Consider the following 14,192-nt stretch of genomic DNA (forward strand, 5'->3'; position numbering starts at 1 on the left):
CTTTGGGCATTTGCTTCCCCATAGACATTATAACAGCTTGTGATAATAGCGTAGCGGTGCCGTCCGCATGTCGGGATGGAACAGCTGTATGAGGTCGTTGAGCAGCCAGTCGGGCCGCCAGCTGACTTCCTCGAAGTAGGGTACTTTGTCTGCCGGACACCCGTAGACCTCGCCCGTCTTCATGGGAGGGAGCATCGAATAGCCCTGATACTCGGCCAGCAGTATCTTCCGGCTCATCTTCCCATTGTAGGTCAGAATCCAAAAGTCGCTCTGCCCCTCCTTGTCGAGAACCGTCTCGAAGGGCAGGGCGAGGCTTCCGCTGTGATTGTCGTCCGAGAAGGCATAGCTGCCGTTGGCGTCCTTGTAGAGCAGTCCCACGCTGCTCTTTCCGCCCGGCATGTACCACACGGCTCCTGTCTTTCTGTCAGGCAGCACCATTCTGCCGTCTTCAGCCTTGCCGCTTTCGCTTTCAGTCCGTTATATTCCCTCTCCACCACGGCAAAAAGCGAGTCTGCCTGTCTTTCACAGCCGAAGAGGAGTCCGTAGAACTTCATCCACTCTGCCCTTCCGAGTGCAGATGTCTCCATGTAGTCGGCACATTCTATGATGGGGATGTCCAGCTCGTCCAGTTTTCCGTATCCTCCGCTGTTTTCAAACGGGGAGAGGAAGATGCCGTCAGGCCGCAAGTCAATGATTCTTTCGATATTCGGGGCCATCGAGCTCCGCAGTCGGCAATCGGATGCCGGACACGGGCATCGCGAAGCCGGTGCTGCACGTCGGGAATCAGCATATATCTGGCATCGCCGACGCCGGCTATGGAACTCTGTGCATGCAGCATTTCCAGCAGGTTGGCGTGTGCAGTGGTGAAGAAGACGCCCCTCCGGAGCGGAATCCTCACGATTGTCCCTTGCCCTGTGTGTCCGGGAGCTTTTGCCGTTGCAGGAAGAAGATAATACGTGTGGAGCGTTTTCCCCTTGTTCCACGGGTCGGTGAGCGACACCTTCAAGGCTTCTCCCTCGCTTTCTATCCGTATGTTACGGGCATATTTGAAGGTAATCGGTGTCTCCGTTTCCGCCTTGGAGAAAGTTGTCCGACGCTGACCGCAACTATATAGAAGCAGTAGTAATAATAGGTATAAGATGGATGTACGATGTGTCATAAGTGAAAAATATGATGCAAATATACGAAAAAAAGAAGCAATTCTTTTGTGTTTAGAATAAAATTCGTACATTAGCAGCAGATTTTATCTGCGCCCCCGTATCGTATAGAGACTATTCACCAAACAATATTATACCATGTCAGAAGAAAAAAACAATGCCCTTTCGGGGCACATTGAGATGAAGAAAGTGTGGGAGCTTATTGCCATCATTGTGGTAACGGCCGTTGTGTGGAATCTGCCTACAACGGCATTTGGCATTGAAGGTCTCACCGTCGTTCAGCAACGCATCATTGCAACGTTTGTCTTTGCAACGTTGTCGTGGCTTACGGAGTGTATCCCAGCTTGGGCAACTTCGCTGTCTATTATGACCATCATGTGTGTGTCGGTGTCCAAAAACGCTTTTGTCTTCTTCAAGGGCGACGGCATCGGCGAACTGCTCGACTCCAAGGAGATAATGGCATCGTTTGCCGACCCCATCATCATGCTCTTCCTCGCAGGCTTCATCCTTGCCATTGCCGCCTCCAAGTCGGGGCTTGACACACTTCTGGCACGCAATCTCATTAAACCATTCGGAAACAAGAGCGAGAACGTCCTGTTAGGTTTTCTGCTTATTACGGGTCTGTTCTCCATGTTCATCTCCAATACAGCCACAGCAGCCCTGATGCTGACATTCCTCACCCCGGTGTTTGCTGCATTGCCTGCCAACGGAAAGGGCCGCATCGCGCTGACGATGTCTATCCCCATCGCGGCTAACCTTGGTGGTATGGGTACGCCTATCGGTACGCCTCCTAACCTCATCGCACTGAAGTATCTCAACGACCCTGCCGGGCTGAACATGAACATCGACTTCCTCCACTGGATGATATTCATGTTCCCGCTCGTCATTATCCTGCTGATAATCTCTTGGCGCGTCATCCTCTACTTCTTCCCCTTCACGCAGAAGACCATCCATCTGAATATTGACGGCGAGATACACCGTGGCTGGAGAATGTGGGTTGTTATTGCCACTTTCATCATTACGATTCTTCTCTGGGTTATCCCGAAGGACCTGACGGGCATCGATACCAATACGGTTTCCATGATTCCGATGGGACTCTTTGCCATCACGGGCGTCATTACCGCCAAGGACTTGCAGGAAATAAACTGGAGCGTCATCTGGATGGTGGCCGGAGGATTTGCCATCGGTCTCGGCATGAACGGTTCAGGACTGGCAGATGCCGCCATCGAGAGTATTCCGTTCGGCAATTGGAGTCCGATAGCTATTCTCGTTATCTCCGGGCTTATCTGCTATTTCCTTTCCAATTTTATTTCCAATACGGCTACGGCAGCCCTCCTCGTGCCTATCCTCGCAGTGGTATGTCGCGGTATGGGCGACAAGTTGGGCTCTATCGGAGGCACCAGTACCGTCCTCATCGGTATTGCCATCGCTGCTTCCACCGCCATGTGTCTGCCTATCTCCACGCCTCCTAATGCCATAGCCTATTCTACGGGGTTGGTGAAGCAGAACGACATGTTGAAGACGGGAGTCGCCTGCGGACTCATTTCGCTTGTCTTGGGCTATCTGCTCCTCTTCTTCATTGGCGAGTTCCATTTCCTTGGATAAGTCTGCCGGTTCGTCAGTATTCATATCCGCCAATACCTTGCCGAGGTGTTGGCGGATTGTTTTATGCCCGTAGCCGGTACTGGTTCTTTGCATAGGAAACTCATCGGACCACAGCGGTAAAACGAAAGTGCCGTTTTCGCGAGATGAAAACGGCACTTTGCCCATGCGAACAAGCCCGTTTCGCAGTGCCGAAATGCCACTTTCGTTTTACGCGTCTAATACTGCTGATTATCAGATGTTTATATCCTCCTTCGCGCATCTGTTCGCATAGAGTCGGTTCCGGGCGGTGCGGTAGCATGGAGGAAGCATGTCTCCGACGGGGATTTGCCACTGGTGCCAATCAATGTGTAGGGACAGGCCGCGTGTCTGTCCACTCCTCGTGCTTCGGACAGGCACAGAGGCTGTCCCTACGGGTTGGTTGCGCTTCGCGTTCCGTTTCCTTTTTCTCTTCCTATACCCCGGCGACTGCACAGCCATTCCACTGTTTACATGAATAGAAAGTGCCGCTTTTGTATGGCGAAAACGGCACTTTAGTTTTGCGATTATGGTATGGCCGGGAACGACACGGCGGCGGCTGTTCTGCCGGTAGGCAGTGCCGACTCTCTTTTTCTTCTGTAAAAACAAGGAAAATTCGTGGAAAACAGCTATCTTTGTGGTGCAAATAATTTATTATGAAACGAATCATCTATACGCTGGCGTTGCTTCTACTCGTCGCCTGTGGTACGCACGAAGACCAGAAGATACTCAATGCGACAGACTCTCTGATGGCTGAACGTCCCGACAGCGCACTGAAACTGCTGGACGGAATGAAGGCGGTCGGGCAGATGGGCGAGGAAGGTGTGATGCACTATGCGTGGAACCGCGCCATGGCCCACTACCGCCTCGGGCAGTCGTTGGCAGAAGACACGCTGACGCTTGATGCCGTAAGATATTACGAACGCAGGCAAAAGGTGAAGGGTGCGGAAGGCAGCCTGCTGGCTGCATGGTACCTGCACTGGACCAATCGCGACGATGAAGCACTGCGAGAACTCGACAGGGCAATGCGCAATGGCTGAAAGGCAGTACCGCCAGTGAATGGGCGGAGCTGGCAGGAATGAAATACCAGATACTCTATCAGCGCAACGACTATGCCGCTGCCGAGCGATTCCTGCGCGATTATCTTGCCCACAAACCGATACCTGACGAGGCTGTCCGTGGCAAACTGCTCTATGCGCTTGCCACAGTCCTTGCCCTGCAAGATTCTCCCGACGCCGACCGCACCTTTGAGGAGAGCATCCGCCTTGCTGCCGATAAGGCGACGGCAGCCGAGTGCATGCGCAATTATTCTGCGGCTTTGTCGGAGAAGGGAGAGTATGCCAAGTCCAACCGTCTCCTTTACGCCTATGCCCGGTTGTCGCCCGAGACGGCAGGATATTCCGCCATACAGCTTGCCATGGCTTCCAACTACCTCAATCAGCACCGAATGGACTCCGTGCGCATTTGTCTGGCGAAGGCTGTGAGAAGCGAGCACGGACTGGAGGCGCACGGGCAGGGTAATATCAGCCGCCGCGCTAACCTCGAACAGCTGCGTGCCGTACTCAACTTCAGTGAGGGACGCCCCGTGTCGTCGCTTGCTTTCAGCCGTTATTGCGATTCCGTAACGACGGCCATGATAGAAAAGGAGAACACTTCAGCCCGTCGGCTCGAAACGCGCAACCGGCTACAGGCTGCCAATTACGAGCTGCACCAGTCCAGACTTCGCCTTGCTATCGGCATCCTTCTTCTTGTCTTTGTAATTGTCGGTGGCGGAAGTCTTGCCTTTTCGCTCTACCGTCGCAAGTATCGCCGGCTGGCAGAAGCCGAAGACCGTATCATCACGCTGACCCGTATGCTGCACGATGCCGGACAGCTGCGGGCCGGGGAGACGCATGCGGAGGACGGCAACACGCCCGACCATGATTTCTTCAAGAAGATACTCCTGCAGCAATTGGGCATTATCAAGCTCGTAGCAGCCACTCCCACCAGTCAGAATCAGCCTTGCTGAAGCGCATTGCGGCCATTGGCGGCGGTGAGATTCCTACGCACGACCTTCTTGTGTGGTCAGACCTTTATCCTATTGTCGACCGTCTGTATCATGATTTCTACTCCCGGCTGACGGCCCGCTTCGGCAACCGGCTCACCGAGAAGGAAATCCAGATTTGCTGTCTCCTGCGGGCAGGTTTCTCCACCAAGGAGATTGGTGTCGTTACCCAGCAGAGCAATGCCACCATCTATGTGCGCAAGACGAGTATCAGGAAGAAGACGGGTATGGCGGAGGGCGGGGATATTGTTGCCTTCGTTGAGGGGCTTTAGTGCCCGTTAAGGATATTTGTTGTTTCATTAAGACTATCAGATTTCATAACCATTGATAATCTGATAGTTATACTCTTTACGTTAAGACTTTTTATTTGCAGGTTTAGTCGTTGTAAGGCTGTATTTATGTCTAACTTTGCATGGTCAGAAGCAAGGTCAGATACTCTTTTCTGTGTCCTTGTCTGAACCTGTTCCGGCATCCCGGACGTAAGAAGTATAAAGCAAAAACAAGAAGTTTATGAACAAGTATCTATCCTTTCTCCTTGCTGCCGTATCGCTGTCGGCACAGGCACAGACTCCTGCCGATACCACGGTAGCCCTGCAGGAAGTAACCGTCAGTACGCGCAGCGTAATCTACAAGGCAGACCGTACTCTCTTTCTGCCTACCGCGATGCACGGCAGAACTGCTACAATCCCTACGACCTGATGTTCCGTATGGCAATGCCGCGTGTGTTTGTAGACCCGGTTTCCAAGTCGGTGTCTGCCAGTGGGGGAGGGGTGCAGCTCCGCATCAATGGTGTCAAGGCCACGCAGGCCGATGTGGCTGCTCTGCTGCCCAAGGACATTGTGCGCATAGAGCTGATAGAGTATCCCGGTAAGCGGTATGGCGACGAAGAACTGGGAGCGGTCATTGACCTTATCGTGCGCCATCGTGAGGCCGGAGGCTTCGTTAACTTTCAGACAACTAACTCGCCCATTGTCTTATTTGGAGAAAATTCGCTGACCGCCCGGTACAATCAGGGGAGCTCGCAATGGGGCGTTAATTATTCCAACAACTATCGTTCGCCCAGTCATGTCCATACCGACGTGAACGAAAAGTTTAATTTCCCAGAACGTTCCTTTACACGCAACCATATTGGAATGGACGACCGAACAACTTGGCACGACCATTCCGTCGACCTGACCTATAACTATACATTGCCCGAGAAGTATGTATTTAATGTAGCCCTGCGCAATTACTACAAGATAGCTCCGCATACAGATGCGACGAGCCTGATAGATAATCGGCTCATTGCCCATACTGCTCTTAGTTCAAATACATATACTCCTTCTCTCGACCTTTACTTTCAGCGCATCCTTCCTCGTCAGCAGACTCTTACGCTGAACCTTACAGGTACGCTTCTCAACACGGCGAGAAACCGTCGCTACACAGAGACGCTGACCTCCGCATCGCATCCTTTTGCTGACATTACAGCCGATGTGGAGGGCTGCAAACGAAGCCTTATTCTGGAAAGTATCTACGACCGCCGTTTTAAGGCAACCGCCTTTAGTGCCGGATTGCGCCATTATCAAATGTACGACCGCAATGAATACGAGGGCAGCAGTCCCGTTGTGTCAGTGATGAAGCAAAGCCGCTCTTCTGCCTTTGCTGAAGTTCAGGGACAGTGGCATTACCTTAGCTATGGCATCAGTGCCGGGCTGACACGTTCATGGTTCAAAGAAAACGGGTTGTCGCACACCTACTATACTTTTACGCCTACCGTCCGTCTCTCTATTGCGCCTCATAAGAACGGCAATCTGTCCTATCGCTTCTCTGCCGACCCGCAGATTCCTGCGCTCTCTGCTCTTACTGACGTAGAGCAGGCCGTCGATACGATATTCGTAAGTCGCGGTAATCCCGGATTGAAGACGTATAATGTCTACGCGAATACACTTAGCTATTCGTACAATGTAGGCAGGATGATGCTCATGCTGTCGGCTAATTATGCCTTCCATAACCATTGTATCATGGAAGACCTCTTTGCTGAGGGCAACCATATAGTCATTCGGAAAGATAATCAGCGCAACTATCAGGTACTCAATATTGCCCCTACGCTCGTCTTTCGGGGTGTCAGTCTGTTTGGAATCGGCAATTTCCTTACTGCAAGTATTGAATGTGGATTTACAAGATATTGGAGCAAGGGTAACAGCTATACGCATAGGTACAACAATTTCTATTATAATGCCATGTTGATGCTCAACTATAAGGAATTCAGCCTGATGGGACAATATCGCCAGAGTGGCGACCGGCTGATGGGGGAGACCGTTTCCAAGGGCGAGAATATGTCTGTTGCCATGCTTGTTTGGCATCATAAGCGTCTCGAACTCGGTGCAGGCATCCTCTTCCCTTTTGTCAACAATTACCGTACAGGCTCGGAACGCCTCTCCCGTGTTGCCTCCTCCACTTCATGGACCTATGTTCGGGAAACGGGCAACCTGTTCCTTCTCCGTCTGAATTATAACTTTCAGTTCGGCAAGTTTTTCCATACGAAGGAAAAGCGGATGCACAACAGCGACCGGGAGGACGGACTATTGGGTATGTAACCATGCTTTTTCCCTACTTATTCGGTATTTTATCTTTGCCGGTATATCCCGAAAAAGGACATGGCTTGGGCAGATAAATATAATAAGTAGGGGAATTTTTAGTTATAATATAAGGGCAGGTATCCTGTGGCAGTGTTGGCAGGACTTCCCTTTTATAAATGAATAAAGCGTAGATTTATGGATAAATTACCAAAGATAGGACGATACCCCTTTACGGCAGAACCATTTCATTGCGACTTCTCCGGCAAATTGTTCATGGGGCATTTGGGAAACCATTTGCTCAATGCCGCTGACTTCCATAGCAACGACCGTGGTTATGGGATGAATTATCTCAATACTGTCAGGAAGACTTGGGTATTAAGCCGTCTTGCCATCGAAATGGAGGAGATGCCAAAGGCTTACGATAAGTTTTTTGTGGAGACGTGGGTAGAAGGTGCCATGCGCTATTTCACAAGTCGAAACTACAAGGTCGTAGGGGAGGATGAGCATGTTTATGGTCATGGACGCAGCATTTGGGCTATGATAGATACCGAGACTCGTCAGCCTACAGACATTCTTGCTGTCCGCGATGGTCTTATCACGGAGTATATAGAAAAAGACTATCTGTGTCCGATTGAGAAATCATCGCGTGTCAGGATGGACGACAAGGTGGTTTTGGTTCGCTCCATAGATACCTTTTATAATGATGTGGATATGAACGGGCATATTAATTCTGTGAAATATATTGAGCATCTGCTTGACCTTTGGGACTTGGAGTGGTATCGGCGGCATGCTCTTCGCCGTTTGGATATTGCATACGTGGCAGAGTCGCATCAGGGTAATCAGCTGAACTTTTACCGTACTCCTCAGTGTGAAGCCGTTGGCGAAGAAACTGAAACTTTGGAATATTGTGTAAAAATAACAAAGACCGTGAGTCCAGAGCTTGAGGAGATAGAGGTCTGTCGTTGTAAGGTTGTGTTTGGGGAATCCGTTCGATAATTTCTTTATTCTCTCAATGGTGTTATTGTTCAAACAAGGTTTAATCTTTCTGTTATAACGTTTCAGCTTTATTTTTGTTAATTAAATATATGCCTGTAAGTTAATATTTATAAACTAAGATATTTTTGTTAACTTTTAGATGTTAATCAATTAAGAAATTCATATCTTTGCCGTCAATGAGTATCACGGCGACTCTGTTTTCAGTTTCGGGTGATTATAATTAGCGGACAATGAAGAAAAAGACGATTTGGACAATAGCGGTTATCATGGGATTTTCATTCCTTGGATTGCTCCTTTTGCAGCTCAATTACATTGAGGAAATGGCTGAGATGAAAAAAGAGCAATTTGATGAATCCGTCAATCGTGCACTCTATCAGGCTTCGCGCAATATGGAGCTGAATGAAACCTTGCGTTATCTGGAAGACGATGTCAACAAAAACGAGCTGAAGTCAAAGAAGTCCGAAAAGCAGAATAAGGATACGGCGGCTACCCATCAGGTTCCGGCTACTGACAATCAGGGCGAAGCATATACATCCTTTGAGGCCAAGATGGTACAGAGCAATCCTTCGCTGACCACCAAGGCCCTGATTCTGCGCAACGACAGCGGCTCTATCTCTGCCACCAAGAAACGCATGCAGGAGGTAGTTCGTAACCGTTATGTCTATCAGAAGGCTCTTTTGGAAGAAGTGGTCTATAATATTCTTTATTCAGCTTCAGACAGACCACTTTCGCAGCGTATCAACTTCAAGTTGCTCGATCAGGACTTGAAGGCCGAGATGATGAACAACGGCATCAACATTCCCTATCATTTTACGGTGCTTACACAGGACGGACGCGAGGTTTACCGTTGTCCCGACTATGTGGAGGATGGAGAGGAAAGTTCTTATTCGCAGGTGCTCTTCCGTAACGACCCACCTAATAGAATGGGCGTTGTAAAAGTACATTTCCCGGATATGAACAGTTATATCTTTTCGAGTGTACGCTTTATGATACCTTCCATGATTTTCACCATAGTACTTCTCGTTACCTTTATCTTTACGATAGTCATTATCTTCCGTCAGAAACGGTATAGCGAAATAAAGAACGACTTCATTAATAATATGACGCACGAGTTGAAGACGCCTATTGCGAGTATATCGCTCGCTGCCCAGATGATGAACGATAAGAGCCTGACGAAGTCGCCGAAGATGATAGAGCATCTGGGCGGTATCGTCAATGACGAGTCGAAACGACTGCGCTTCCTTGTTGAGAAAGTACTGCAAATGAGTATGTACGACCGCAAGAAAGCTGTGCTGAAGAAGAAGCATACGGACCTTAACGAGATGGTGGAGACCATTGCTCACTCTTTCACGCTTCGTGTAGAGCATACGGGGGGTAAAGTGTATGTGGACATCGAAGCAATAGACTCTACTATCTATGTAGACGAAATGCACTTTCAGAATGTTATCTTCAACCTCTTGGATAATGCCGTCAAGTACGCCAAGCCGGACGAGCCTCTCAATGTCTACTTGAAAACGTGGAACAACAATGAACACCTCTATCTCTCCATCCGCGATACGGGACAGGGTATCAAGAAGGAAAATTTGAAGAAAATATTCGACAAGTTCTATCGTGTTCATACCGGCAACCGCCACGATGTAAAAGGCTTTGGACTTGGATTGGCATACGTCAAGAAGATGATTGACCTCCATGAGGGTGAAATCAAGGTGTCGAGTGTTTACGGGAAGGGAACGAAGTTTACCATCGTGCTGCCTGTCATTATGGATAGTTGACAGCAGACCGTTGACTTCGGTTGCAGGTTTCATTGCCGCTTCCCAATCTCCATTATCATAAAAAGAAAATTATAAACCTCAAATAGAAAACAATATGGAAGAAAAATTCAAAATTCTCTTGTGTGAAGACGACGAGAATCTCGGAACACTGCTTAGCGAGTATTTACAGGCGAAAGGCTATCAGGCCGACCTCTGCCCAGATGGCGAAGCTGGTTACAGGGCTTTCTTCAAGAATAAATACGATATTTGCGTGCTTGATGTGATGATGCCAAAGAAAGATGGTTTCACCTTGGCGCAGGAAATCCGTCAGAGCAATGCCGAGATTCCTATTATTTTCCTGACGGCAAAGCAGCTGAAAGAGGACATCCTTGCAGGATTCAAGATTGGAGCTGATGATTATATTACCAAGCCTTTCTCAATGGAAGAATTGGTTTACCGCATTGAGGCAATACTGCGTCGTGTACGTGGCAAGAAGAATAAGGAATCTACGCTTTATCAGATAGGACGCTTTACATTCGATACACAGAAGCAGCTCCTTACTCTTGACAACGACCCGGAGCAGGCAACCAAGCTGACCACCAAGGAGAACGAACTGCTTGCTCTTCTATGTGCGCACTCCAATGAAATCTTGCAGCGCGATTATGCCTTGAAGACCATTTGGATTGACGACAATTACTTCAATGCGCGTTCTATGGACGTGTATATTACCAAGCTCCGCAAACATCTCAAGCCGGATAATCAGATTGAGATTATTAATATCCACGGTAAGGGCTACAAGCTCATTGTTCCGGAAGAGGAATAAGCCGATATGTTCTTCCCCATTCTCCCCCTAAAGGAGAATGGGGAACTTGTATAGGGATAGGGCATGAGACTATGAAATATCACTGCATGACTCCCGGTTTTGTTTTTCTTTTTTTCCTGTCATTCTGTCAAGCCTTTCTAATATCCTGATTATCAAATCCTAAAATGTTAAAAACGCTGACGGGCTGACAGCAGCTTGCCATCAGGGAACGGCTTGAGTCCGTTCGTAAACGGGCAAACGCTCCGAGGCTACTGCTTCTCTCCCTTGACAAATGCTACTACTCCTCCGATAATCAATGTCAGTCCTGTAAACAGCAGGGCGTTACCCCTGAAACTGACAATGACGTGCAGGCCAAAGAGCAAAAGTCCTACGGCGATGGCTGATATGCCTAAATATTTAATATATTTCCTCATACAAAAGACCAAATATACGGTGAACGGCTGCAAAAGTACGAAAAATATTTGGTCGGTTACGTAAAAAAGTGTACTTTTGCACCGCATTTTGCGTAAGCGGATGCAGTTTAATTCACATTTTATATTTATAACGAGTATGAATCAATACGAAACCGTTTTCATTTTGACTCCCGTTTTGTCTGATGAACAGATGAAGGAAACGGTCGCTAAATTCAAGAAACTGCTCACCGACAATGGTGCTGAAATCTTGAACGAAGAGGCTTGGGGTCTGAAGAAGTTGGCCTACAACATTCAGAAGAAGTCGTCAGGCTTCTACGCCCTCATTGAGTTCAATGCAGAGCCGTCAGTTATCAACACCCTCGAAACCGGCTTCCGCCGCGACGAGAAGGTCATTCGTTACATCACCGTTAAGCAGGACAAGTACTCTGCTGCATACGCAGAGAAGCGTCGCGCTAAATGGGCAGCTAAAAAGGAGGCTTAATCATGGCAGAGCAGAAGAAATCAGAAATCCGTTATTTGACCGCTCCTTCTATCGACACCAAGAAGAAGAAGTATTGCCGCTTCAAGAAGAGCGGTATCAAGTACATCGACTACAAGGACGGAGAGTTCCTCAAGAAGTTCCTCAACGAGCAGGGAAAGATTCTTCCCCGTCGTATCACCGGAACATCTTTGAAGTATCAGCGTCGTGTAGCACAGGCTGTTAAGCGTGCCCGCCAGATTGCACTGCTTCCATACGTAACCGATTTGATGAAGTAAAAAAGGAGGGTAAGATATGGAAATTATACTGAAAGAAGATATTATCGGTCTTGGCTACAAGAACGAAATCGTAAACGTAAAGAACGGTTACGGCCGCAACTACCTCATCCCGACAGGCAAGGGTGTTATTGCCTCTGCTTCTGCCAAGAAGCAGCTCGCTGAAAATCTTAGGCAGCAGGCTGCCAAGATTGCCGCTCAGAAGGCAGAGGCCGAGAAGAAGGCCGCTCAGTTTGAGGGTGTAGAACTCGTTGTTGAGGCTAAGGTTTCTGTGACGGGCGTAACATACGGTTCTGTCAATGCAGCTACCGTTGTTGCCGAACTCGCTAAGAAGGGCATTGAAATCGACCGTAAGATTGTTACAATGCGCGACATCAAGAAAGTGGGCACATACGAGGCTACCATACACTTCTTCAAGGATGTTGAGGTGAAGCTCCCTGTAACGGTCGTTGCAGAGAATCAGCCTGCACCTGCCGTAGAGGAAGCTCCTGCAGAGGCTCCGGCCGAAGCTGTAGAAACTCCTGCTGAGGCTCCTGTTGAGGAAGCTCCGGTAGCAGAGGAGGAAGCACCGGCAGCTGAGTAATCGGCTTCGGATGTTTTTGCTAAGACATTTGCACTGTAAAGCAGTATGTTAGATAGAATCCCTTTCACCCCCGGGTGAGGGGGATTTCTTTTGTAGTTCCTCCGGCTTTTCCGAACATGGGGGAGGGGATATATAGATAATAGTGTCAGGAGGGACAGGCATTAATATAGGCAAGGCCGTATAGGGACGCCTTGTCATATAGAACTCCCCCTCCTTTCGGGGGATTGGGAAAGTTTTCTTATGAAACGAATCGTACTCACCGGCGGACCTTGTGCCGGAAAGACAACCGCTCTTGTCAAAGTGATTGAGCATTTCTCGAGCCTTGGCTATAAAGTGTTCATCATTCCTGAAGTGCCGACGCTCTTCAGTCAGGCAGGCATGGACTATCTGACCAAGAACCGTGCCTTCTTTTACGAGGGCGAGCGGGCGACGCTCGAGATGCAGCTCGCATTGGAAGACAAGTTTACCCGTATGGCGGAGACCATTACCGACAAGCCTACCATCATAGTCTGCGACCGTGGCACGATGGATATTTCCGCCTATATGAAGCCGGAGATGTGGGCGGAAATCACTGCAGGCGTGGGCGTCTCATCGGAACAGCTGCGCGGCCGTTACGATGCCGTGCTCCATCTGGTCAGTGCTGCCGACGGTGCCGAGCAGTTCTATACCACGGCCAACAATGCCGAGCGCACCGAGGGGATAGAGCTGGCCCGTATGCTCGACAAGAAGGTCATTCAGGCGTGGTCGGAGCATCCGCATCTGCGCGTAATCAATAATCACGAGGACTTTGATACGAAGATAAACCGCGTCTTGCAGGAAATCTCAAGTGTGCTCGAACTTCCACAGCAGGTTATCGAAGAGCGCAAGTATATTGTCCGTCTGACGGGCGAGATTCCCGAGGCCATTGAGAGCGAAATCACCCAGACCTATCTTACCTCCGAGCCGCAGAGCGAGGTGCGCCTGCGCCGTCGCACGCTGAACGGTATTTCCGTCAACGTCCGCACCACGAAGAAAACGCTGCCCGGCAACAAGCAGGTGGAGACAGAGCGGCAGATAGACAACAATCTTTACGAGTCGCTGCTCCGTCAGGCTGACCCTTACCGCTGTACCATCCGCAAGATTCGCAAGACCTTTATCTGGCGCGGGCAGTTCTTTGAGCTGGACACCTACCTCTCGCCCGTGTCTAATCTTCAGATACTCGAAACGAAGGGAATAGTAGACCACGAGGACGTCAATTTTCCGCCGTTCCTTGAAGTCGTCGAAGATATTACGGGCAAGACGGAGTACTACAACTATAACTTGGCCTTGCGGTGATGCGTTCCTCCCCCGTAAGAGAGGGGGAGGGGCTGCTTTCTTTATTTGAGGGAAGAGTCCCTGAAGTCGGGCTTCCGGGAGGCCTTGAATTTATATACGGTTAGCGGAAAATTTCTATACGTATAGAAATATTTTTCTAACCGCTTCCCCGTAAATTTCTAAGCGTATATAAATTTTCCG

Annotated in this window: 14 protein-coding genes and 1 pseudogene; 13 read left to right on the forward strand and 2 right to left on the reverse strand. The window is 49.3% G+C overall.

Annotated elements, in window-relative coordinates; genetic code table 11:
- Positions 1-27: 27 nt before the first annotated feature.
- Positions 28-1,159, reverse strand: a pseudogene (locus tag JCM15908_RS13690) (ABC transporter substrate-binding protein).
- A 136-nt stretch (positions 1,160-1,295) separates the two neighbouring features.
- Here JCM15908_RS13690 and JCM15908_RS10210 point away from each other — a divergent pair.
- The 9 genes from JCM15908_RS10210 to rprY all read left to right on the forward strand — a co-directional run bounded on the left by JCM15908_RS10210 (position 1,296) and on the right by rprY (position 10,949).
- On the forward strand, positions 1,296-2,762 hold the full coding sequence (locus JCM15908_RS10210; RefSeq protein ID WP_025003248.1) for an SLC13 family permease: 1,467 nt from the start codon (positions 1,296-1,298) through the stop codon (positions 2,760-2,762).
- A 671-nt stretch (positions 2,763-3,433) separates the two neighbouring features.
- The gene (locus JCM15908_RS15255; RefSeq protein WP_036893147.1) at positions 3,434-3,817 is read left to right on the forward strand and encodes a hypothetical protein; all 384 of its coding nucleotides are present in this window, start codon (positions 3,434-3,436) and stop codon (positions 3,815-3,817) included.
- A 38-nt stretch (positions 3,818-3,855) separates the two neighbouring features.
- The gene (locus tag JCM15908_RS15260; RefSeq protein WP_234396441.1) at positions 3,856-4,785 is read left to right on the forward strand and encodes a tetratricopeptide repeat protein; all 930 of its coding nucleotides are present in this window, start codon (positions 3,856-3,858) and stop codon (positions 4,783-4,785) included.
- Complete coding sequence (locus JCM15908_RS15265; protein ID WP_234396442.1) at positions 4,779-5,093, forward strand: helix-turn-helix domain-containing protein; 315 nt, start codon at positions 4,779-4,781, stop codon at positions 5,091-5,093. The genes JCM15908_RS15260 and JCM15908_RS15265 overlap by 7 nt, the downstream gene beginning before the upstream one ends.
- 238 nt (positions 5,094-5,331) lie before the next feature.
- Positions 5,332-5,520, forward strand: a complete 189-nt coding sequence (locus tag JCM15908_RS14195) for a hypothetical protein (protein ID WP_051530793.1) — start codon at positions 5,332-5,334, stop codon at positions 5,518-5,520.
- An 8-nt stretch (positions 5,521-5,528) separates the two neighbouring features.
- Positions 5,529-7,397, forward strand: a complete 1,869-nt coding sequence (locus JCM15908_RS13705) for a TonB-dependent receptor (protein ID WP_148295572.1) — start codon at positions 5,529-5,531, stop codon at positions 7,395-7,397.
- Positions 7,398-7,574: 177 nt separating this feature from the next.
- Complete coding sequence (locus JCM15908_RS10230; protein ID WP_025003250.1) at positions 7,575-8,375, forward strand: acyl-[acyl-carrier-protein] thioesterase; 801 nt, start codon at positions 7,575-7,577, stop codon at positions 8,373-8,375.
- Between the two features lie 230 nt (positions 8,376-8,605).
- Positions 8,606-10,147: a sensor histidine kinase gene (locus JCM15908_RS10235; protein WP_025003251.1), complete on the forward strand. Its 1,542-nt coding sequence runs from the start codon at positions 8,606-8,608 to the stop codon at positions 10,145-10,147.
- A 94-nt stretch (positions 10,148-10,241) separates the two neighbouring features.
- On the forward strand, positions 10,242-10,949 hold the full coding sequence (gene rprY, locus JCM15908_RS10240) for a response regulator transcription factor RprY (protein ID WP_025003252.1): 708 nt from the start codon (positions 10,242-10,244) through the stop codon (positions 10,947-10,949).
- A 248-nt stretch (positions 10,950-11,197) separates the two neighbouring features.
- On the opposite strand, the gene JCM15908_RS14915 is transcribed toward rprY, so the two are convergent.
- Positions 11,198-11,362, reverse strand: a complete 165-nt coding sequence (locus JCM15908_RS14915) for a hypothetical protein (protein ID WP_199897214.1) — start codon at positions 11,360-11,362, stop codon at positions 11,198-11,200.
- Between the two features lie 136 nt (positions 11,363-11,498).
- Here JCM15908_RS14915 and rpsF point away from each other — a divergent pair, with 136 nt between their 5' ends.
- The 4 genes from rpsF (at position 11,499) to JCM15908_RS10265 (ending at position 14,012) form a co-directional block, all read left to right on the forward strand.
- Complete coding sequence (rpsF, locus tag JCM15908_RS10250; protein WP_025003253.1) at positions 11,499-11,843, forward strand: 30S ribosomal protein S6; 345 nt, start codon at positions 11,499-11,501, stop codon at positions 11,841-11,843.
- Between the two features lie 2 nt (positions 11,844-11,845).
- Positions 11,846-12,118, forward strand: coding sequence for a 30S ribosomal protein S18 (gene rpsR, locus JCM15908_RS10255; protein WP_004355224.1), 273 nt, complete (start codon positions 11,846-11,848; stop codon positions 12,116-12,118).
- 16 nt (positions 12,119-12,134) lie between these two features.
- Positions 12,135-12,698, forward strand: coding sequence for a 50S ribosomal protein L9 (rplI, locus tag JCM15908_RS10260; RefSeq protein ID WP_025003254.1), 564 nt, complete (start codon positions 12,135-12,137; stop codon positions 12,696-12,698).
- A gap of 240 nt (positions 12,699-12,938) precedes the next feature.
- Positions 12,939-14,012, forward strand: coding sequence for an AAA family ATPase (locus JCM15908_RS10265; RefSeq protein ID WP_025003255.1), 1,074 nt, complete (start codon positions 12,939-12,941; stop codon positions 14,010-14,012).
- The last annotated feature ends 180 nt before the right edge of the window (positions 14,013-14,192 follow it).

The organism is Prevotella dentasini JCM 15908 (genome assembly GCF_000614065.1).
GTDB classification, from domain to species: Bacteria; Bacteroidota; Bacteroidia; order Bacteroidales; family Bacteroidaceae; genus Prevotella; species Prevotella dentasini.

Coding starts and splice junctions, on each gene's coding strand:
- JCM15908_RS10210 (WP_025003248.1), top strand. CDS start 1,296: ATGTCAGAAGAAAAAAACAATGCCCTTTCGGGGCACATTGAGATGAAG.
- JCM15908_RS15255 (WP_036893147.1), top strand. CDS start 3,434: ATGAAACGAATCATCTATACGCTGGCGTTGCTTCTACTCGTCGCCTGT.
- JCM15908_RS15260 (WP_234396441.1), top strand. CDS start 3,856: ATGAAATACCAGATACTCTATCAGCGCAACGACTATGCCGCTGCCGAG.
- JCM15908_RS14195 (WP_051530793.1), top strand. CDS start 5,332: ATGAACAAGTATCTATCCTTTCTCCTTGCTGCCGTATCGCTGTCGGCA.
- JCM15908_RS13705 (WP_148295572.1), top strand. CDS start 5,529: ATGGCAATGCCGCGTGTGTTTGTAGACCCGGTTTCCAAGTCGGTGTCT.
- JCM15908_RS10230 (WP_025003250.1), top strand. CDS start 7,575: ATGGATAAATTACCAAAGATAGGACGATACCCCTTTACGGCAGAACCA.
- JCM15908_RS10235 (WP_025003251.1), top strand. CDS start 8,606: ATGAAGAAAAAGACGATTTGGACAATAGCGGTTATCATGGGATTTTCA.
- rprY (WP_025003252.1), top strand. CDS start 10,242: ATGGAAGAAAAATTCAAAATTCTCTTGTGTGAAGACGACGAGAATCTC.
- JCM15908_RS14915 (WP_199897214.1), bottom strand. CDS start 11,362: ATGAGGAAATATATTAAATATTTAGGCATATCAGCCATCGCCGTAGGA.
- rpsF (WP_025003253.1), top strand. CDS start 11,499: ATGAATCAATACGAAACCGTTTTCATTTTGACTCCCGTTTTGTCTGAT.
- rpsR (WP_004355224.1), top strand. CDS start 11,846: ATGGCAGAGCAGAAGAAATCAGAAATCCGTTATTTGACCGCTCCTTCT.
- rplI (WP_025003254.1), top strand. CDS start 12,135: ATGGAAATTATACTGAAAGAAGATATTATCGGTCTTGGCTACAAGAAC.
- JCM15908_RS10265 (WP_025003255.1), top strand. CDS start 12,939: ATGAAACGAATCGTACTCACCGGCGGACCTTGTGCCGGAAAGACAACC.